We start from the raw sequence: 18,158 nt of genomic DNA on the forward strand, positions 1-18,158 counted from the left end.
GTCAGCCGATCACCGAGCTGATTCGTCCGAGAAATCCGCGGTCGGCAGGGTCGACGACCGGCGCAGCGTGGCTCACGAGGTCGCGAACCGTCGCGACGAGGCTGCGCTCGTCATCGAGATCGATGTCGGTGATCGGCGTGTGGGCGCGGGCAACGACGTCTTCATCGGTCGGCACTGCAGACGCGAGTCCGTCGCGATACAGCTCGACAATGAGGTCGCGGCGCACGACGCGGAACGCAAAGGACCGACTGCCGGCAAAGTGGCCGAAGCCGTTCGCGTACGGACCAACGGTCACGTAGTCGACAGCGAACTCAGGTGTTCCTGTGGTCACCAAAAGTCTCCCCCGGAAGGTTCCCAGCCGTCCCCACCCCGACGAACAGCTTTGGACGCACACAACCGTAGCCTTGTGTGGCGCAGCTGTGGGCAAGTTGGACACTACCCAACCGTGGCGTAACAGCTGTCAAGCTGCTACCTGAAAAGCGCGTGTCGTTGTCCTAGGGGGACGTGTGAAGCGGATCTTGGTCATCGCGGTGGTCGCCGCGGCGCTTGCGAGCGGCTGCGCCAAGGACGCCTCGTCCGACCGGATCCAAACGGTCGAACCCGCCACCGCTGCTGTCTCACCGGCCACCGCAGTCGTACCAGCGGGGACCGTCGAGCCGACCGCGACGCAGGCGACCAAACTGGTGTTCTGTACGAAGACCGGCCAGCTCGTTACACTCGCCGGCGGAACCGTCGTCTTCGGCAAGGCCACCATTTCCGGCGTTACGGCACTGTTTTCCGCCAACCCGGGTGAGATCTTCGTCGCTACCGGAGATCGGGTCGAGCGGTATGACCTGGCGGCCGAGAAGCGGGTCGCGACCTATCCGGCAGACGGCCCAGCGCTGTCCGCAGCAGTTCTTTCCAACGGACGCGTGGCCGTCGGAACGGCAAACGGCCGCGTCCTGGTGTTCGACGGTGACCGCGTCGTCGCTCGCATCGGCGGCTTCGCGTCGGTGGATGCGCTTGCTGCCGTGGGGAATTCGCTGCTGGCCCTCGACGTCCGGCAGTCGATGCTCGTGGAAGTCAACGTCGATAGCCAGTCCCACGGGCTCGCCTTGCGCACGGGGCAGGGCGCCGCACAGCTTGCGACCGACCATTGGGGCCGGGTTCTCGTTACGGATCCCCGCACGCGGGAACTCACCGTCTACAGCGCGAATCCGCTCATGATGCGGCAACGAATCCCCACCGGTTCGGCGCCGTATGCCGTCACCTACGACGACGTGCACGAGATCGCGTGGGTAACCTTGACGGAAACCAATGAGGTAGTCGGCTATGACCTCTCGACCGGTACGGCGCGCGAGGTTCACCGCTACCCCACGGTTCGGCAGCCGAATGCGATTGCGGTCGACCCCAAAACCGGCGAGTTGTTCGTGGCGGGCGAAGGGCTTCAACGCATTCCGGCGTGACGCAAGGAGGCCGGTATGAGCGAAGTGCTGGCACGCCTTCCGGAAGGTTGGCGCGAGAGCGCCGACGAGCTGATCCGGGACGGCGAGTACGACCTGCTCCCGCTTCGGCTTCCGCCCGACGTCACGCGAGTGAGCGCAACGTTGCGCCTCGCGCTGCAGGCCGAATTCGGCGGTTGGGAGATTTCCCGCGTCCGGCGGTATCCGGACGGCACCCGCAAGGTGCTCTTAAAGAGGAAGAAGCCGGTCCGGCCGGCGCTCGAACAGGAGGATTGATCGGGTGTACCAGCTGCTCCTGCGGTTGATGTTCCGCATCCCGGCGGAACGAATTCATCACCTGGTGTCGACCCTGCTGTTCCTCATGGCCAAGATTCCCCCGGTCCGCTGGACGGTCGGGAAGCTCTGTCGTGTCGATGCCCCCGAGCTGCACAGCACCGTGTTCGGCGTCGAGTTCCCGGCACCGATGGGGCTGGCTGCGGGATTCGACAAGGACGCCCACTGCGTCGACGCCTGGGAAGCAGTCGGGTTCGGTTTCGCCGAAGTTGGAACGGTCACCGCCCAGGCGCAGCCAGGCAATCCGCAGCCGCGCCTGTTCCGCCTGCCGGCCGACCGCGCGCTCGTCAACCGCATGGGCTTCAACAACCACGGCGCCGGCAACGCGGCGAACAATCTGCGCAGTCGGGGTACGCACATCCCGATCGCCGCGAATATCGGCAAGACGAAGATCGTCGAGCCGGCTGACGCCGCCGCGGACTATCGGGCGTCGGCTGTGCTGGTCGGCCCCTTGTGTGAATTCCTCGTCGTCAACGTGAGCTCGCCGAACACGCCAGGCCTGCGTGACCTGCAGGCCGTCGAAAGCCTGCGGCCGATTCTGCAGGCGATCCAGGAAGTCGTCGCCGTGCCAGTCCTCGTCAAGATCGCGCCGGACCTCACCGACGACGACATCGACGCGGTCGCCGACCTCGCCGTCGAACTCGGGCTGGCCGGAATCGTCGCGACAAACACGACGATCAGCCGCGCGGGTCTCGCATCAGACCCCGTCCTGGTTGCCGAGATCGGCGCGGGCGGGCTGTCCGGAGCGCCGTTGCATGATCGGTCACTCGAGGTTCTCGGCCGCCTGTTCGACCGCGTCGGCGACAAGCTCGTTCTGGTCTCCGTCGGCGGTATCGAAACCGCTGACCAGGCATGGGAACGGATCATCAACGGCGCTTCCCTACTCGAGGGCTACACCGGCCTGATCTACGGCGGCCTGCTCTGGCCTCGCCGAATTCACCGTGGCATTGCAGCGAAGCTGCGGGAACACGGCTTCACCAACATCAGCGAGGCCGTCGGCAGCGCGCGGGTGCCCGCCTGATTCTTCATCAACGCGACGATTGAGTCGGCCGGGGTTGGGCAATCCTCTTAGTTGAGCAGCCGTCCAGCTCGAGAGGACTTACTGATGAAGATCATTCGATGGAGCGCGGTAATCGCGTCCGGGTTCTTAGGGCTTCTCCTCCTCTTTTCCATCACGGAGAACGACACCACGACGGAGTCGCGCTTTGTTCGGGTGATCCTCGGAGTCATCGGTATCGCCGGAGCCTTCGGGCTTTTCCGCGCCGAACGGTGGGGGAAGCCGGTCGTCATCGTCTTCGGGCTTCTGCTCGTCGTGCTCGGCGTCGTGTCCATCACGATTGGCCAAACCGCCGCGGCCGCTGCCGTCGTGATCGTGCCGGGTCTGGTCGTCACGCTCCTTGGAGCACTGTCGGAGACGAATGGTCCGCTGCGGCGGTTCAGCCGAACAACGGGCGGCGTCGGCGACGCGCCGGCGTCCTAGCCGACTGGTTCCACCGTCGCCTCGACCGACTGCACCCCACCGTCGATGATCGTCAATCGCAACGTCGCAAAGCAGCGACCATCGCGGAACGCAAAGATCGTCGTACCTGCGGCGATGAGCGACTGACCACGGAGGAACGGCAACAGCGTCCGAGCCACGTCATCGGCTCCCTTGTTGCGTATGGGTGGGAGCCCGTTGGTGAAGACCGCCGCTCCCCAGGCCTGTGGATTCAGCGTCGTGACCAGCGCCTGCAGGTTTCCGGTGCGACATGCCGCGAGGAACGAGTCCACGACGCGGGTGACGTCTGAGCCCCCTGGATCGATGACGGGCGACTCCGCCGCAAGCCGTCGTCGCCCGCGGCTCGCGAGCTGACGCACGGCGGCGTGGGACTGACCGGTGACCTCGGCGATGTCCTTGAAGCCCATCGCAAAGACGTCGTGCAGGAGGAAGCTCACCCGTTCCTCGGGCGAGAGTCGATCGAGGAGAACGATCAGCGCCGTCCGCACGGACTCGTCCAACGTGACCCGATCCGCGGGGTCGGGCGCGTACCGTTCGGGGACGTCCGCCGCGGCCGGAATCTCGCGCCGCGTGGCTGCGGACTTGAGGTGGTCGAAGCAGATTCGGCTCGTCGTGGTGGTCAGCCACGCTGCGGGGGACTCGACGTCACGAGCCAGCGCGAGCCTCGTGAATGCCTCCTGGACGGCATCCTCGGCCTGCCCCGGATCACCGAGGATATGTTCGGCCAGCCCGATGAGCCGACGACGCTCGACGTTCCAGGCTTGTTCGAATTGAGTGCTCATGTTTCTACTGACGAATTGCGCTCGCGAAGTGTGACCGGGCTGGGTGTCACAGTTCTCGCCGCCAACTCGTCAGTCCAAGCATGAAGATTCTCATTCTTGGTGCAACCGGCGGCGTTGGTCGCCATCTGGTCGAGCAGGCAGTCGCGAATGGTCATGACGTCTCGGTGGTGTGCCGAGACGTCCGTCGAATCCCGACGGGCTGGCCCGTGACCCCGCACCGACTCGACCTCAGCATCGCCACTTCCGCTGAACTCGCTGTTGCCGTCGCCGGCACCGACGCCGTCGTGTCCGCCCTCGGCCATCGCTCGAAATCGGACCGTGGGGTCCTCGGCCGGTCCGCCGAAACCGTCGTCGGCGCGATGTGGGAGGCGGGCGTCCGCCGCTTCATCGGCATCAGCGCCGCCCCGTTGGCTCCGGCGGAGGACTTCACTGCTCGGTACCTCATGATGCCGATCGTCAAGCGCGCGTTCGCCGAGGTCTACCGCGACACCGCGGACATGGAGGCCGTGCTGCGCGAAGCCCAGGTCGATTGGACCGTCGTTCGTCCACCGCGACTCACAAACCACCGCTTGACCGGCACTTACCGCACCGCGTTCGACCGCAACCTCCGGCACGGGCGAAGCATCGGGCGTGCCGATCTCGCGCAGTTCATGCTCGCCGCGATCTCCGAAGGCGCGACCATCGGCCACGCCATCGGGATCGCGTACTAGGTCAGTTCTCTTCGTGCGTACCCACGATGTACGCCCGCGCGATCGCGTGCATGAACAGGTGGAATCCGACAACTGCCGGCGGAGTGTCCTCGTTGAGGTCGAGCTTCTCGACGTCGAGCGCATGGACGGCATAGAAGTAACGATGTGGGCCATGGCCGGCGGGCGGGAACGGCCCGACGTACTTGGCGGCTGAGGTGTCAGCCTTGACGGTGAGTGCCTCGGCGGGCAGATCACCGGCGCCCGATTCCAGCGATGTGGTCGACGCCGGGATGTTGATGACGAGCCAGTGCCAGAAGCCGGACGTCGTCGGGGCGTCCGGGTCGTAACACGTCACGACGAAACTCTTCGTTTCCGCCGGAAAGCCGGACCAGCTGAGCTGCGGAGAGACATCGCCGCCACCGGCCGGGCTGCCGACCTGTGCGTGCGCAACGGGCTGACCATCGCTGATATCGGTCGACGTCAGCTCGAACGACGGCAGTTGCTTCATCGGCGGGTCATATGGGTTGTGGGCCATGGGTGTCCTCATCAATCAGCAGTGTCGAAGGAAGTGATCCAGTACGCGGGTACCGAATTTCAGTGCCTCGACGGGCACTCGTTCGTCCACGCCGTGGAACAGCGCGGCGAAATCCAGGTCGGCCGGCAGCTTCAGCGGAGCAAAACCGAAGCAGCGGATGCCGAGCTTCTTGAATGCTTTCGCGTCCGTGCCGCCGGACAGCATGTAGGGCACGGTTCGGGCGTTGGGGTCTTCGGACAGTATCGCGGCGTTCATCGCGTCGACGAGATGTCCATCGAAGGACGTTTCGTAGTCATCGAGTTCGGCAATCCACTCGCGCTGCACGTCCGGGCCGAGCAGACGGTCGATTTCCGCGAGGAAAGCGTCCTTGCGGCCCGGTAGCCAGCGACAGTCAATGGTCGCGTGTGCGGTCTGCGGAATGACGTTCGCTTTGTAGCCCGCGCTGAGCATCGTCGGGTTTGCGGTGTCGCGGACGGTTGCGCCGACGATCCGTCCGATGCTTCCGAGCTTGGCGATGAGTTCGTCGTTCGCGGGCAGTCCGGTCTCCTCTGACACCGCCTGCAGGAACTGCTCGAGAGTGTCCGTGAGAATGAGCGGGAATTCGTGCCGTCCGACGCGCGCAACCGCCTCGCTGAGGATCGTGACGGCGTTGTCCTCGTGGAGAAAGCTGCCGTGTCCGGCTTTGGCTGTTGCGGTCAGGCGCATCCAGCCGAGGGCCTTCTCCGCGGTTTCCACGAGGTAGAGGCGCTTCTCACCGCCGTCCGTGCTCGGTACCGTCAGGCTGAATCCCCCGACCTCACCAACCGCTTCGGTGACACCGTCGAACAGGTCCGGTCGATTGTCGACGAGCCACTGCGCGCCATAGGCCCCGGCCGCCTCCTCATCGGCGACGAACGCGAAGACGAGATCCCGTGGCGGGACATAGCCTTCGGCCTTGTATTGGCGAGCGAGCGCCAACATCATGCCGTCCATGTCTTTCATGTCGACGGCGCCGCGACCCCACACATAACCGTCCTGCACCGCGCCCGAGAACGGGTGCACGCTCCAATCGGCAGGCTCGGCCGGAACGACGTCGAGGTGACCGTGCAGCAGCATCGCGCCGCGGCTCGAATCCGCGCCCGGAAGTCGCACGAATACGTTTCCGCGGCCGGGCGCACCGGATTCGATGTACTCGGGTTCGTATCCGACGTCGGCGAGTTGCTCCGCGACCCACTCGGCGCATTCCCGTTCGCCCTTCGTGGTGGCGAGGTCGCCGGTATTGCTGGTGTCGAACCGGATCAGACTGCTGACCAACTCGACGACTTCAGCCTCAGCGCGAGATTCAACTGCGCGGGTTTCAGACGACACGCGACTTTCTTACCACCGGCGGGTACCCGTCGCACGGATAAGCGCTTCGGCGCAGCAAACGTGCAATTAACGTCTCCCGTAGGAGATGAGGGGGAAACATGGCGTACCAAGTTGGCTACTTCATCGGAAGTCTGTCGTCGACGTCGATCAATCGGAAACTGTCCAAGGCACTCATCAAGCTCGCACCCAAGGACCTCGAGTTCACCGAGATCCCCATCCGCGATCTGCCGCTCTACTCGCCCGATTACGACGCCGACTATCCGGCCGAAGGTCGCGCGCTCAAACAAGCGATCGCCTGCTGCGATGCCGTCCTCTTCATCACTCCCGAGTACAACCGCTCGATCCCCGGCGCGCTCAAGAACGCGATCGATTGGGCGAGCCGACCGTGGGGCCAGAACTCGTTCGACCACATCCCCGCCGCGGTCATCGGCGGCTCCCCGGGCGGGATCGGCACCGCCCTCGGGCAACAGGCATTGCGCGGGGTCTTGGGCTTCTGCAACGCCCGCCAGATGACGGCACCCGAGGCTTACATCCAGATCAAGCCGGATCTTCTGACCGACGACGGCGACGTCACCGTCGAGGGCACGAAAGCCTTTCTGCGGGACTACATGCAGGAGTTCCGCGACCACATCGTGCGCGTCCTGACTGTGCTTCCGCGTGATCGCGATGACGCGCCACCAGCGGATTAGGGAAAGCTGGCGCGCATCGGTTACTCTTTCAACCGCACAGAGTGCGCATGCGCGAGTGGCGGAATGGCAGACGCGCTAGCTTGAGGTGCTAGTGTCCTACTAACGGACGTGGGGGTTCAAGTCCCCCCTCGCGCACTCTTCGAAATCCCCTGAGACCAACGGTCGCAGGGGATTTCGGCATTTCACGGCCAGTCGAACACCCAGGTGCGGAGCGCGAAGAAGCGCAGCCCACCGACCACGGCGCTGATCGCGATGGACCACGCGGCGAGCGCTGCGCTGGTCGGATGCGACGTCAGATTCTGCAACATCTCCACCACGGCTTCGTTGACGGCAAGCCCAATCAGCGCGGTCCCGCCACCGTCACGTTGTGCCGTGAACCAACTGACGCGATCAGCGGCACGGAACGTCACCCGGCGATGCAATTCATTGGCGATCACGGTGCTCAAGAGGGCTGCCGCGACGACCGCTTCGGCCGTTCCGGAACCACTGCCGAGCACGAAGACCGCGAAGTAGACCGCGTTGCTGACCACCCCGATGACAACGTATCGAACGAACTGAGCGGCCGCCGTGTTCGACCGGACGTTGACTGCAGGCAGTGCGGAACCGCCGACCGCCAGGGTCGGCATCGGAGGGTTCAGCACTGCTTGCATGACTACAGACTCACTGCCTTGCCCCTGGTTTCCTCGCGAGCCCGCTGTGGGTCTGCTGTCAACCGCACGACCGGTTCGCTATAGGCGAACTCCCAGGCGGAACATCGGCACGGCCATCGGACTTTTACCAGTCATAGAGAAAGGTGGCCACATGTCCGTGACCTTGAAACTGCCGATGCTGTCGCTCCCCGACGCCGTGGTGCTGCCGGGCATGGTTGTCCCGATCGAACTCGACGATGCCACGCAGGCCGTCGTCGATGCGGCCCGCGTCGGTTCGGACGATCAACTGCTCCTGGCACCCAGGCTCGCAGATCGATACCCGACGTTCGGCGTCGTCGCGACGGTCGAGCAGATCGGCCAACTCCCTGGCGGCGCTCGCGGTGTCGTGCTGCGCGCCGGTCGGCGAGCACGCATCGGTACTGGCGTCACCGGGCCCGGGGCGGCACTGTGGGTTGAAGCCGAACTGATCGAACCGACGCCCGTCACGAGCGAGATTCGCGCTCAGGCAGCCGAATACAAGCAACTCGTCATCGCGATCCTGCAGCGGCGTAATGCCTGGCAGGTCATCGATTCGGTGCAGCGGGTGAACGATCCTTCTGAGCTCGCCGACCTGGCCGGATATGCCTCGTACCTGTCGAATGAGCAGAAGCGTGAACTTCTCGAGACGCCGGATCTGGTCGCCCGGCTGGCGCTCGTGACGGACTGGGCCCGTCGCCAACTCGCTGAACTCGAAGTCACGGAGAAGATCCGCGACGACGTTCGCGAAGGCATGGACAAGCGGCAGCGCGACTTCCTGCTGCGCGAGCAGCTCGCGGCGATCCGGAAGGAACTCGGCGAGGACGAACCCGACGGCACCGAGGATTACCGAGCTCGCGTCGAGCAGGCCAATTTGCCTGACAAAGTCCGGGAGGCCGCATTGCGTGAGGTCGGCAAGCTCGAACGCGCATCCGACCAAAGCCCCGAAGCCGGCTGGATTCGCACATGGCTCGACACGGTTCTGGATCTGCCATGGAACGTGAAGACATCGGACACGACCGACGTCACCGAGGCGCGACGCGTTCTCGACGCCGACCACCACGGCCTCGACGACGTCAAAGACCGCATTGTCGAGTACCTCGCGGTGCGTGCTCGCCGCGCCGAGCGTGGACTCGAAGTCGTCGGCGGACGTGGATCCGGCGCGGTCCTCGCGCTCGTCGGCCCGCCGGGAGTCGGAAAGACGAGCCTCGGTGAGTCCGTCGCGCGGGCCCTCGACCGGAAGTTCGTCCGGGTTGCCCTCGGCGGCGTGCGTGACGAGGCGGAGATCCGCGGTCACAGACGCACGTATGTCGGCGCCCTGCCCGGACGTATCGTCCGCGCGATCTCCGAAGCCGGTTCGATGAACCCGGTCGTGTTGCTCGACGAGATCGACAAGGTCGGCTCGGATTACCGCGGCGACCCCGCGGCTGCCCTGCTCGAGGTGCTTGATCCAGCGCAGAACCACACGTTCCGCGACCACTACCTCGAGGTGGACCTCGACCTGTCCGACGTGGTGTTCCTCGCCACGGCAAACGTCGCCGACACCATCCCGGCGGCGTTGTACGACCGGATGGAGGTCGTCAGCCTCGACGGCTACACCGAGGACGACAAGATCGCGATCGCCCGCACGCACCTCCTGCAGCGCCAACTCGATCGGGCCGCACTCACGGCGGATGACGTCACGATCGGCGATGACGCGTTGCGCCTCCTCGCCGGCAATTACACGCGGGAGGCCGGAGTTCGGCAGCTCGAACGTCTGCTGGCGAAGGTGCTGAGAAAGGCGGCGACGAAGCTGGCCACGCAGCCCGGACCGATCATGGTGACGGCCGACAACCTGCGCGACTTCGTCGGCCGACCTCGCTTCACTCCGGAGTCGGCGGAACGTACTGCCGTGCCGGGCGTCTCGACCGGCCTCGCGGTCACCGGGGCGGGCGGAGATGTCCTGTTCATCGAAGCGTCGGCGTCACCTGGCGATCGGAGCCTGACCCTCACCGGCCAACTGGGCGACGTGATGAAGGAGTCCGCGCACATCGCGCTCTCCTACCTCCGGGCGCATGCGGACTTTGACATCACATCCCTGGATAGAGCGATCCACCTGCACGTTCCGGCGGGTGCGGTGCCGAAGGACGGGCCGTCCGCGGGCGTCACGATGGTCACCGCTTTGGCCTCGCTCGCGACCGGACGACCGGTCCGCTCGGATGTCGGTATGACGGGCGAGGTCACGCTGAACGGGCGAGTGCTGCCGATCGGCGGCGTGAAGCAGAAGCTGCTCGCGGCGCAGCGGGCGGGTCTCAAGACCGTCTTCATCCCGAAGCGCAATGAACCCGACCTCGACGACGTGCCGGCTGAGGTGCTCGAGCAACTCGACGTTCGTCCGGTGGCCGACGTGGCCGAGATTCTTGAGTACGCGCTCGAGAACAGTTCGGCTGCGCACGCAGCAGCGTGATCTAGCTGGCCTTGCCGTCATCCGACGGCAAGGCCAGATTCGGATCTTCCGGAATGGTGATGATGACTGCTGTTCCGGTACCGACAGACCCCGCGATGCGGATGCGTCCATGATGGGCCCCGATGATCTCGGCCGTGATCGGGATTCCGAGGCCGGATCCGCCACTGTCGCGGGAGCGGTCATCACCAATGCGGTAGAAGCGGTCGAACACCTTCTCCCGATGTTCGAGCCCGATGCCGGGCCCATCGTCCCGGACGATGATCACGATCTCTCCGTGGGTTTGGCTGAGCTCGATGGTGACCCGAGAGGCGGCGTACCGGACCGCGTTGTCGATGACGTTCCGAAGGGCCCGCCCAAGTTTTTCTCGATCTGCGGTGACTTGGACTGGCCGAACCTGCGTCACCAGTCGCTTGTCGGTTCCGCTGCGGGCACGGATCACCTCCTCGTCGATGAGGTGGTCGAGATCGAGGACCGTCAGTCTCAGCGTCATGCCGGACTCGTCGGCGCGCGCGAGGAGCAGCAGGTCATCCACCAGTCGGCCCATGCGCTGCGCCTCTGGAAGCAGCACCGTCGAAATCAGGTCGGCGGTCACCAGTTCCGGACGCAACTCCCCCATCTCCAGCGAAGTCGTGATGGTCGTCAATGGGCTTCGAAGTTCGTGCGACGCATTGCTAACGAACCGCTGCTGAGCGACGTGACCAGCACTGATTCGGTCGAGCATGTCATTCATCGTGGTGGCCAGAGAGGCGATTTCGTCACGCGGTGTCGGCACTGGGACGTGTTCGGCAAGATCGGTGGTCGTAATGGCCGAAACCCGCCGCCGGATACGTTCCACCGAATGCAGCGACCAGCCGATCAGCAGGTACGTCACCGACGTTGCGATCGCAACGATGAACAGCCCGCCGACCGCAGTGAGTGTGGCGACCAGACGGATCGTGTCCTCGATTGCGTCCTGGTTGGTGGCAACCACAATCGTGTACGTACCGCTTGCGGCGATTGTTGTTGCTGCGGTGAGTCTGAGCCCGTGGTCCGGCGGAACCGCCGGACGCGCGTCATGAATCGTTGCTTCGGGTTCCGGTCGTACGTCCGTCAGCGGTTCTTTGGGCCCCTCGAACGAGGTGTGCACGACACGTCCACTCTGATCCAAGACCTGCACCGCTGTCAGCCCGGGCCCCGTGGCGAGGACGCTGCGGTCAAGCTCTCCCGGCGCAGCGTGCGCCAACTGCGCGATGACCTCACGAAGTCGCTTGGCGGCTGCGGCATCGGAAGCGTTCGTCAGCGAATGATCGAGGGCGAACCCGAGCGCGAGTCCGCTGAGCAACACCGCGGCGGCTGAGGTTACCGCCACAATCAGAGCACCACGCACCCGTAGTCCCCACAATCGGGGATGAGGGACTCGCCGCCAGCGGCCCATACGGGTCCTCCTTCACTAGGTAGTGGATATTGGGACATCGCAGCTTTGAAACCGCTGAGAAGGAAACTGCAGCGGCGAGATCAACGGCGTCTAATCGACTTGAAGGAAGTGTCCATCGAGGAGGCCGGCCGTGCGCATTCTGGTCATCGACGACGAAGTTCGGCTTGCTGAGGCATTGCGACGCGGCCTGACCTCCGAGGGATTTGTCGTCGAGGTTGCCCACGATGGTCATATTGGCCTGGAATACGCGACGAGCGGAGCTTTCGACGCCATCGTGCTCGACATCATGCTACCCGGAATGAACGGCTACGAAATCATTCGCGAATTGCGTCGACGTCAAGTGTGGGCGCCCGTTTTGATGCTTTCCGCCAAGGACGGCGAATACGACCAGGCAGACGCGTTTGATCTCGGTGCTGACGACTACCTCACCAAACCGTTTTCATACGTCATCCTCATGGCGCGGATACGCGCCCTGCTGCGCCGCACCGCGCCGGAACGACCCGCAGTCTTGACCGCGGGGTCGTTATCGATGGACCCCGCACTTCGTCGAGTCGCCCGCGGTGGCACCGAGATTCAGTTGACGCCTCGCGAGTACAGCGTCCTGGAATGCCTCATCCGCAGCAAAGGTAGCGTGGTCAGCAAAAGCGATATTCTGCGTGCGGTCTGGGACGCCCACTACGACGGCGATGAGAATGTCGTGGAGGTCTACATCGCCTACCTGCGCAAAAAGGTCGATGCAGCATTCGGTGTCGAGACCATCATGACCGTCCGCGGCTCGGGCTACCGCCTCCGTGAGGACATCATCGCGCCATGAGGAAAGACGCTTGGAGGCTCCTGTTCCCGTAACTTTCAGGGTTCCTTCAGGGTGTGTTCGGCACACTACGCGAAACCAAGAATTGCGCTCACGAGAGGTACCTGGCCCAGATGGACACCTTGACCGAAACCACGCCCGAGGCCACAAACCTCCGCATTGGGAACACTATTCGCGACCGGATCGCCAACCCGTTGGACGGGATACGGAATCAGCTCCAGACGCTCGCCGTCTATTTCTGTCTCTGAACTGAGGGACCGAATTAAGAAATCGAATTGAAGCAATGTCCGTATTCGCCGTTTCACCCACATATGTCTGAATGATTGCTCGTCAGCACTAAGTGATCCTTAAGGATCAGATTGCTAGGTTCCGACGCTATGACGAGTGTTCAGACCGCTGAATATGCACGACGATCCGGAGCGAGCGCGCTCAACAAAGTCCCCGAAGTCACCATCTGGTTCTGGATCATCAAGATCCTGTGCACGACAGTCGGCGAAAGCTTCGCCGACTGGATAAATATGACCCTCGGCGTCGGACTCGAAGCCACGGCGGCCATCTTCACGATGGTCCTCGCGGTCGTGATCGTCTGGCAGATGCGACTGCCGCGCTATGTAGCCGGCGTCTACTGGTTGGCCGTCGTCGTCGTCAGCGTCACCGGGACCCTCTACACCGACATCCTGACCGACAGCCTCGGCGTACCGCTCGCGCTGAGCACGACCGCGTTCAGCATCGTGCTCGCTGCCGTGTTCGGGGTCTGGTACTTCCGCGAACGCACGCTATCGATCCACTCGATCACCACATTCCCCCGCGAAGCCTTCTACTGGCTCGCCGTGTTGGTGACCTTCGCGCTCGGCACCGCAACTGGCGACTGGACGCTCGAATTGACGGGGTGGGGCGCCGGAGTATCGGTGCTGTTGCCCGCCGGTCTGATCGTCGCGGTCATCCTCGGCTGGCGTCTGGGTGCCAACGCAGTGCTTTCGTTCTGGCTGGCGTACATCCTGACCCGACCGCTGGGCGCAAACCTGGGCGACTGGTTCGCCTCACCCAGCAGCGATCACGGCCTCAACCTGGGCACCGCGCTGACCAGCGTCATCTTCCTCGGGGCCATCTTGGTAACAGTGGTCTACCTGACGCTGTCGCGGCGTGACGTCATCGAGGAGTACGAGAAGACGCACGCCGCTCCGTCCGTTCAACCCAACCTTCTGCGCGAACGGATCGGACTCGGCTACTTCGCCGTGGTCGCTGCCGTCACCGTCGGAGTGCTGGTCTGGGCCAACGCCCAGCCACACGCGCAATCTGCTGGAGAGTCCGAAAACGCTTCGTCGTCATCGGTGCAATTGACGCCGGCACAGGCCACCAAAAACTTCCCGCCCGCCGAGATCACCAAGTTCCGCATGATTGCCCAGGACTCCTTGAACAAGCTTCGGGCGGGAGATCAGAAGGGCGCAACGGCGCGGATCAAGGATCTCGAGACGGCGTGGGACGACGACCAAGACAGCCTCGAACCCAAGGACGAGACAGCGTGGACGTTCCTCGATGGTCAGATCGACACGGTCCTCAAAGCGATGCGTGCCAGCAGTCCCAGCTCCGCGGATGAGCAGAAAGCACTCACCGATTTGCTCACCTCACTGAGCTGACAACCAGACCGTGAAATCCCCTGGACCCGACGGGTTCCAGGGGATTTTCGTTCTACCGAAGGAATCGGCTGACGACCGGCGCCAGCTCGTCGGCCTTCGTCACCAGGCCCAGATGCCCGTCGTCGTAGACATGCAGAGCACTGTTCGGAATCAACCGATGCATGATCCTGGCGTTGACGAGCGGGATGATCGGGTCATCGGTGCCGGCCAGGATGAGCGTCTTCTGCCGGAGGAACGGCAGGAACGGCAAGCTCGTCCAACCCGCACCCGCCATCAGCTGGAACAGGTATCCACGTCTCGATCCGACCCGGGAATGGTTGTGCAGCAACGGCTTCGCCAACTCCGGGTGGTCGCGCATCTGCCCGCCGTACAACTCGGCCGCGATCGCCTTTGCGTACTCCGGGTCCCGGTATCGGCGTGGAGTGACCATCTTCGACAGCACCCGGGGATGCGCCGGGACCATGAGCATGCCGGTGCCCGTGCTCACCAGGATCAACCTTTTGACCCGGCAGGGATTTTGGAACGCCAACTGCTGTGCGAGCCCACCACCCCACGAGATCCCGAGGACGTCGAAGTCCTCGTAGCCGAGTTGGTCCATCATCTTCCCCACGAAGTACGCGAGCATCGCGAAGTTGTAGGGAAACTTCGGATCACCAGACGCGCCGACGCCAGGCACGTCGAACGACACGACTTCGATGGACGGGTCCAGCGCATCGACGAACGGCTCGAGCAGATCCAGGCTGGCACCGATGCCGTTGCAGAGCAGGAGGGGACGACCGTTGGTTCCCGAGCGAACCGAAACCCTGATGTCGTGCCCGAGAACGGGGAGCCGCCGGAGCCGAGTGGTCATTTCCCGTCACTCATTCCCACAATATGAAGGATCTCTATGGTGACTTCGTCGGGACTGCCGACCGCGTCGACGACTCGCACCTTTCCCTGCTTCTCATAATGGGCGAGCAGCGGCGCCGTGCTGTCGCGGAACACCCGCATTCGGTTCCGAATGGTCTCCTCGTTGTCGTCGGCCCGACCTTCGATCTCGGCGCGGGCAAGCAGGCGCTCGACCACGACGTCCTCGGGAACATCGAGGTAGATGACGACATCGGGCACCGCGTCGGCCGACTCCGCGACCTCGCGTCCGCGCTCGGCCTGCACGACCGACCGCGGGAATCCGTCGAGGATGTAGCCCCGTTCGCCCATCTGCGCGGCCCGCGCGGAGATGAGTTCGAGCACGAGATCGTCGGACACCAACTCCCCCGCCTCGACCTTCGACTTGATGGTCTGGCCGAGTTCGGAACCGGACCTGATCTCCGCCCGCAGCAGATCGCCGACGGCGAGGTGCTCGACAGACAGGTGATGCGCGAGCCGCGCACCCTGCGTGCCCTTGCCGGAGCCGGGAGCTCCGAGCAGGAGAATCTTCTTGGACAAACGCTGTTTAGGTGCCCTCGTAGGGCCGATCTTGTCGAACATGTCAGTTGGCCTGAGCTGCGATGAAGTCGGGAATGCTGATCTCGCGCTTGAGGATCTTGCCGGTGGCTCCCTTGGGCAGAGCGTCGACGATCCAGATGTGGCGCGGGTACTTGTACGCCGCGACCTGCGCTTTCACGTAGGCGCGGAGCTCGTCTTGGGTGGCGTTCGCTCCCGCCTTGAGAGCAACGGCAGCGCCGACCTCCTCGCCGAGGGACTCGTGCGGCACTCCGACGACGGCGGCCTCGGCGATCGCCGGGTGTTCGTAGAGAACTTCCTCGATCTCCCGCGGGTAGATGTTGAAGCCGCCCCGGATGATGAGGTCCTTCTTGCGGTCGACGATCGCGAAGTAGCCGTCGGCATCCATCCGGCCCATGTCTCCGGTACGGAACCAGCCGTCGGCGGCGAGCACTTCCGCGGTCGCCTCCGGGCGCTGGTAGTAGCCCTTCATGATGTTGTGGCCGCGGATCGCGATCTCGCCGATCTCACCCTGCGCAACGGGTTGGCCGTCAGCGTCCACGACGCGCATCTCGACGCCGGTGACCGGGGTACCGATCGTGCCCGGCTTGCGCACCTTGGTTGGCATGTTGAACGACGCCACCGGCGAGGTCTCGGAAAGTCCGTAGCCCTCGAGGATCATGCAGCCGAACGCACGCTCGAATTGGTAGAGCACCTCGACCGGGAGGGCGGCACCGCCGGAGACGCAGACGCGAAGGCCGGGAAGCTCCGGTGCGTTCGGCACCGCGAGGAATGCGCTGTACATCGTGGGTACACCGGCGAAAACGGTTGCGTTATGAGTGGCCAACTGTTCGAGTGCGGCAATTGGCTCAAATCGGGTCATCAGGCTGACCGATGCACCGGCGGCAATCGAGGCGTTGAGGCTGACGGTCTGCCCGAATGCGTGGAAGAGCGGGAGTCCGCCGAATACGACGTCCTCCGGGGTAAGGGCCATCAGATCGGAGAGAACAACCTCGACGTTGCGCATGAGGTTGTCATGCGTGAGTTCGGCACCCTTCGGGCGGCCGGTCGTACCCGACGTGTAGAGGATGACGGCCGTGTCGTCGGCGTCGCGTTCGGTAAGCGTTCCGTCGGCCGGCGGCAGCGCATCGGTGAATCCCGCTGCAACGGTGTAGGTTTCGACACCGTCCGCGCCAGCGGTGGCTTCGTCGGCGACCGTGTCCCAGACGAAGAGTGCCGAGGCTCCGGAGTCGCTCAGGTAGTAGCCGACCTCACGAGACTTCAGCAGCGGATTCATCGGCACCACGACCGCGCCGGCGCGAAGAATGCCGTAATAGACCGCCGGAAACTCGGCGACATTCGGCAGCATGAGGCCGACCCGGTCTCCCGGTGCGACTCCCCGACTGTTGAGCAGCGCGGCGACCCGGGCACTGGCCGCATCGAGTTCGCGGTACGTCGTGATGGCATCGCCGAGCCGGATCGCGGGCCGGTCGCGATGGTCCGCAGCCGAGCGGACAAGGAGGGAAGCGAGATTCATGGTGTGCCTCGAGAATTCGGTGGCGGATCAGAACGTGTCGGCCTCGTCCTCATTGATTAGGCGACAGCACTGATCATTGCCATCAAAAACGCAGCTCAATACGGCTGCGGGCACTGATTCGGTTGTGCACGTGCACAACCGACATGGATAAGCCGGGGCGGCGGTTCTAGCCGCGCATCAGCTCCAGGATCTTTTCGGTGACTTCGTCGACCGGCGCCGTGGCGTCGATCATCCGCGCCTTACCCTGCTTCTCATAGAACTCGAGCAGCGGCTTGGTGGTCTCGTGGAACAGCGCGAGACGGTGGCGAATGGTCTCTTCGTTATCGTCGGCACGGCCTTCGATCTCGGCGCGCGCAGTCAAGCGGTCGACGACGATGTCGTCGGGTACGTCGAAGTAGATCACCAGTTCCGGACGGGCACCCACCGGCTCGGCGAGCTTGCGACCCTTCTGGGCCTGGTCCACGGAGCGCGGGAATCCGTCGAGGATGTACCCCTTTTCGGCGGCCTCCTCAACCCGGGTCTCGATGAGTCCGAGGATGAGGTCGTCGTCAACCAGCTCACCTGCTGCGACCTTCGCCTTGATCGTCTCGCCGAGCTCAGAACCCGAGCTGATCTCCGCGCGCAGGAGATCACCGATTGCCACGTGCTCGAGCCCGAGGATCTCCGAAAGCCGGACACCCTGGGTGCCCTTCCCGGAGCCAGGCGGACCGACCAGCAGGATCTTATTGACCATGCATCGAAAGTACCCAGCCAGGTGGGATCTCGTAACCCATTCAGGACAAGGATCACTCCGGGGACAACGGATTTGACAACGGGGCGTGTCTGGCAATTCCTGGCCGTAGCGAGCGGTGGTCAGGTGTGCGGTGTGCAAGGCGGACGAGGAGCACATAGCGGAGCTATATGCGACGAGG

19 protein-coding genes and 1 tRNA gene are annotated in these 18,158 nt (G+C 64.2%); 10 read left to right on the forward strand and 10 right to left on the reverse strand.

The window, feature by feature from the left end:
• Position 1: 1 nt before the first annotated feature.
• Positions 2-331: a hypothetical protein gene (locus tag F600_RS28990; RefSeq protein WP_245541571.1), complete on the reverse strand. Its 330-nt coding sequence runs from the start codon at positions 329-331 to the stop codon at positions 2-4.
• A 175-nt stretch (positions 332-506) separates the two neighbouring features.
• On the opposite strand from F600_RS28990, the gene F600_RS0119135 reads away from it, so the two are divergent.
• From F600_RS0119135 to F600_RS0119150, 4 genes are all read left to right on the forward strand, one after another.
• Positions 507-1,445, forward strand: a complete 939-nt coding sequence (locus F600_RS0119135) for a YncE family protein (protein ID WP_018162257.1) — start codon at positions 507-509, stop codon at positions 1,443-1,445.
• 15 nt (positions 1,446-1,460) lie between these two features.
• A complete protein-coding gene (locus F600_RS0119140; RefSeq protein WP_018162258.1) occupies positions 1,461-1,718 on the forward strand; it encodes a DUF5703 family protein in 258 nt (85 codons plus the stop codon).
• A 4-nt stretch (positions 1,719-1,722) separates the two neighbouring features.
• Positions 1,723-2,796, forward strand: a complete 1,074-nt coding sequence (locus F600_RS0119145) for a quinone-dependent dihydroorotate dehydrogenase (RefSeq protein ID WP_018162259.1) — start codon at positions 1,723-1,725, stop codon at positions 2,794-2,796.
• An 84-nt stretch (positions 2,797-2,880) separates the two neighbouring features.
• Entirely contained in the window at positions 2,881-3,255 is a 375-nt protein-coding gene (locus F600_RS0119150) for a hypothetical protein (RefSeq protein WP_018162260.1), read from the forward strand.
• On the opposite strand, the gene F600_RS0119155 is transcribed toward F600_RS0119150, so the two are convergent.
• Entirely contained in the window at positions 3,252-4,055 is an 804-nt protein-coding gene (locus tag F600_RS0119155; protein WP_018162261.1) for a sigma-70 family RNA polymerase sigma factor, read from the reverse strand. The genes F600_RS0119150 and F600_RS0119155 overlap by 4 nt on opposite strands.
• 80 nt (positions 4,056-4,135) lie before the next feature.
• Between F600_RS0119155 and F600_RS0119160 the strand changes: the two genes are divergently transcribed.
• The gene (locus F600_RS0119160) at positions 4,136-4,765 is read left to right on the forward strand and encodes an NAD(P)-dependent oxidoreductase (protein WP_018162262.1); all 630 of its coding nucleotides are present in this window, start codon (positions 4,136-4,138) and stop codon (positions 4,763-4,765) included.
• Between the two features lies 1 nt (position 4,766).
• Here F600_RS0119160 and F600_RS0119165 read toward each other — a convergent pair whose 3' ends face one another.
• Together F600_RS0119165 and F600_RS0119170 are read right to left on the reverse strand one after the other, a co-directional pair.
• Positions 4,767-5,279: a YbhB/YbcL family Raf kinase inhibitor-like protein gene (locus F600_RS0119165; RefSeq protein ID WP_018162263.1), complete on the reverse strand. Its 513-nt coding sequence runs from the start codon at positions 5,277-5,279 to the stop codon at positions 4,767-4,769.
• A 15-nt stretch (positions 5,280-5,294) separates the two neighbouring features.
• Entirely contained in the window at positions 5,295-6,626 is a 1,332-nt protein-coding gene (locus F600_RS0119170; protein WP_018162264.1) for a M20/M25/M40 family metallo-hydrolase, read from the reverse strand.
• A gap of 98 nt (positions 6,627-6,724) precedes the next feature.
• Between F600_RS0119170 and F600_RS0119175 the strand changes: the two genes are divergently transcribed.
• Both F600_RS0119175 and F600_RS0119180 read left to right on the forward strand, forming a co-directional pair.
• A complete protein-coding gene (locus F600_RS0119175; protein WP_018162265.1) occupies positions 6,725-7,315 on the forward strand; it encodes an NADPH-dependent FMN reductase in 591 nt (196 codons plus the stop codon).
• Positions 7,316-7,364: 49 nt separating this feature from the next.
• A tRNA-Leu gene (locus F600_RS0119180) sits at positions 7,365-7,450 on the forward strand.
• A 47-nt stretch (positions 7,451-7,497) separates the two neighbouring features.
• Here F600_RS0119180 and F600_RS0119185 read toward each other — a convergent pair.
• Positions 7,498-7,965, reverse strand: coding sequence for a GtrA family protein (locus F600_RS0119185; protein WP_018162266.1), 468 nt, complete (start codon positions 7,963-7,965; stop codon positions 7,498-7,500).
• 151 nt (positions 7,966-8,116) lie between these two features.
• Here F600_RS0119185 and lon point away from each other — a divergent pair, with 151 nt between their 5' ends.
• Entirely contained in the window at positions 8,117-10,426 is a 2,310-nt protein-coding gene (gene lon, locus F600_RS0119190; RefSeq protein ID WP_018162267.1) for an endopeptidase La, read from the forward strand.
• 1 nt (position 10,427) lies between these two features.
• On the opposite strand, the gene F600_RS0119195 is transcribed toward lon, so the two are convergent.
• The gene (locus F600_RS0119195; protein ID WP_162141451.1) at positions 10,428-11,774 is read right to left on the reverse strand and encodes a sensor histidine kinase; all 1,347 of its coding nucleotides are present in this window, start codon (positions 11,772-11,774) and stop codon (positions 10,428-10,430) included.
• Between the two features lie 196 nt (positions 11,775-11,970).
• Here F600_RS0119195 and F600_RS0119200 point away from each other — a divergent pair, with 196 nt between their 5' ends.
• Positions 11,971-12,654 (forward strand): response regulator transcription factor, encoded by a 684-nt coding sequence (locus F600_RS0119200; protein ID WP_018162269.1) that lies wholly within the window; start codon positions 11,971-11,973, stop codon positions 12,652-12,654.
• A 374-nt stretch (positions 12,655-13,028) separates the two neighbouring features.
• Complete coding sequence (locus F600_RS0119210; RefSeq protein ID WP_018162271.1) at positions 13,029-14,288, forward strand: COG4705 family protein; 1,260 nt, start codon at positions 13,029-13,031, stop codon at positions 14,286-14,288.
• A 52-nt stretch (positions 14,289-14,340) separates the two neighbouring features.
• Here the strand turns inward: F600_RS0119210 and phaZ are convergent, their stop codons facing one another.
• From phaZ to F600_RS0119230, 4 genes are all read right to left on the reverse strand, one after another.
• Positions 14,341-15,138: a poly(3-hydroxyalkanoate) depolymerase gene (gene phaZ / locus F600_RS0119215; protein WP_018162272.1), complete on the reverse strand. Its 798-nt coding sequence runs from the start codon at positions 15,136-15,138 to the stop codon at positions 14,341-14,343.
• Complete coding sequence (locus F600_RS0119220; protein ID WP_245541572.1) at positions 15,135-15,755, reverse strand: adenylate kinase; 621 nt, start codon at positions 15,753-15,755, stop codon at positions 15,135-15,137. The genes phaZ and F600_RS0119220 overlap by 4 nt, the downstream gene beginning before the upstream one ends.
• Position 15,756: 1 nt before the next feature.
• Positions 15,757-17,247, reverse strand: coding sequence for a long-chain-fatty-acid--CoA ligase (locus F600_RS0119225; protein WP_018162274.1), 1,491 nt, complete (start codon positions 17,245-17,247; stop codon positions 15,757-15,759).
• A 166-nt stretch (positions 17,248-17,413) separates the two neighbouring features.
• Positions 17,414-17,980, reverse strand: coding sequence for an adenylate kinase (locus tag F600_RS0119230; RefSeq protein ID WP_018162275.1), 567 nt, complete (start codon positions 17,978-17,980; stop codon positions 17,414-17,416).
• Positions 17,981-18,158: the final 178 nt, after the last annotated feature.

The sequence above is a fragment of the Smaragdicoccus niigatensis DSM 44881 = NBRC 103563 genome, assembly GCF_000380645.1.
Classification (GTDB): domain Bacteria; phylum Actinomycetota; class Actinomycetes; order Mycobacteriales; family Mycobacteriaceae; genus Smaragdicoccus; species Smaragdicoccus niigatensis.

Bases quoted from the DNA above. Each gene is read 5' to 3' on its own strand.
- F600_RS0119140 (WP_018162258.1), top strand. From the start codon at position 1,461: ATGAGCGAAGTGCTGGCACGCCTTCCGGAAGGTTGGCGCGAGAGCGCC.
- F600_RS0119150 (WP_018162260.1), top strand. From the start codon at position 2,881: ATGAAGATCATTCGATGGAGCGCGGTAATCGCGTCCGGGTTCTTAGGG.
- F600_RS0119155 (WP_018162261.1), bottom strand. From the start codon at position 4,055: ATGAGCACTCAATTCGAACAAGCCTGGAACGTCGAGCGTCGTCGGCTC.
- F600_RS0119160 (WP_018162262.1), top strand. From the start codon at position 4,136: ATGAAGATTCTCATTCTTGGTGCAACCGGCGGCGTTGGTCGCCATCTG.
- F600_RS0119165 (WP_018162263.1), bottom strand. From the start codon at position 5,279: ATGGCCCACAACCCATATGACCCGCCGATGAAGCAACTGCCGTCGTTC.
- F600_RS0119175 (WP_018162265.1), top strand. From the start codon at position 6,725: ATGGCGTACCAAGTTGGCTACTTCATCGGAAGTCTGTCGTCGACGTCG.
- F600_RS0119185 (WP_018162266.1), bottom strand. From the start codon at position 7,965: ATGCAAGCAGTGCTGAACCCTCCGATGCCGACCCTGGCGGTCGGCGGT.
- lon (WP_018162267.1), top strand. From the start codon at position 8,117: ATGTCCGTGACCTTGAAACTGCCGATGCTGTCGCTCCCCGACGCCGTG.
- F600_RS0119210 (WP_018162271.1), top strand. From the start codon at position 13,029: ATGACGAGTGTTCAGACCGCTGAATATGCACGACGATCCGGAGCGAGC.
- phaZ (WP_018162272.1), bottom strand. From the start codon at position 15,138: ATGACCACTCGGCTCCGGCGGCTCCCCGTTCTCGGGCACGACATCAGG.
- F600_RS0119220 (WP_245541572.1), bottom strand. From the start codon at position 15,755: ATGTTCGACAAGATCGGCCCTACGAGGGCACCTAAACAGCGTTTGTCC.
- F600_RS0119225 (WP_018162274.1), bottom strand. From the start codon at position 17,247: ATGAATCTCGCTTCCCTCCTTGTCCGCTCGGCTGCGGACCATCGCGAC.
- F600_RS0119230 (WP_018162275.1), bottom strand. From the start codon at position 17,980: ATGGTCAATAAGATCCTGCTGGTCGGTCCGCCTGGCTCCGGGAAGGGC.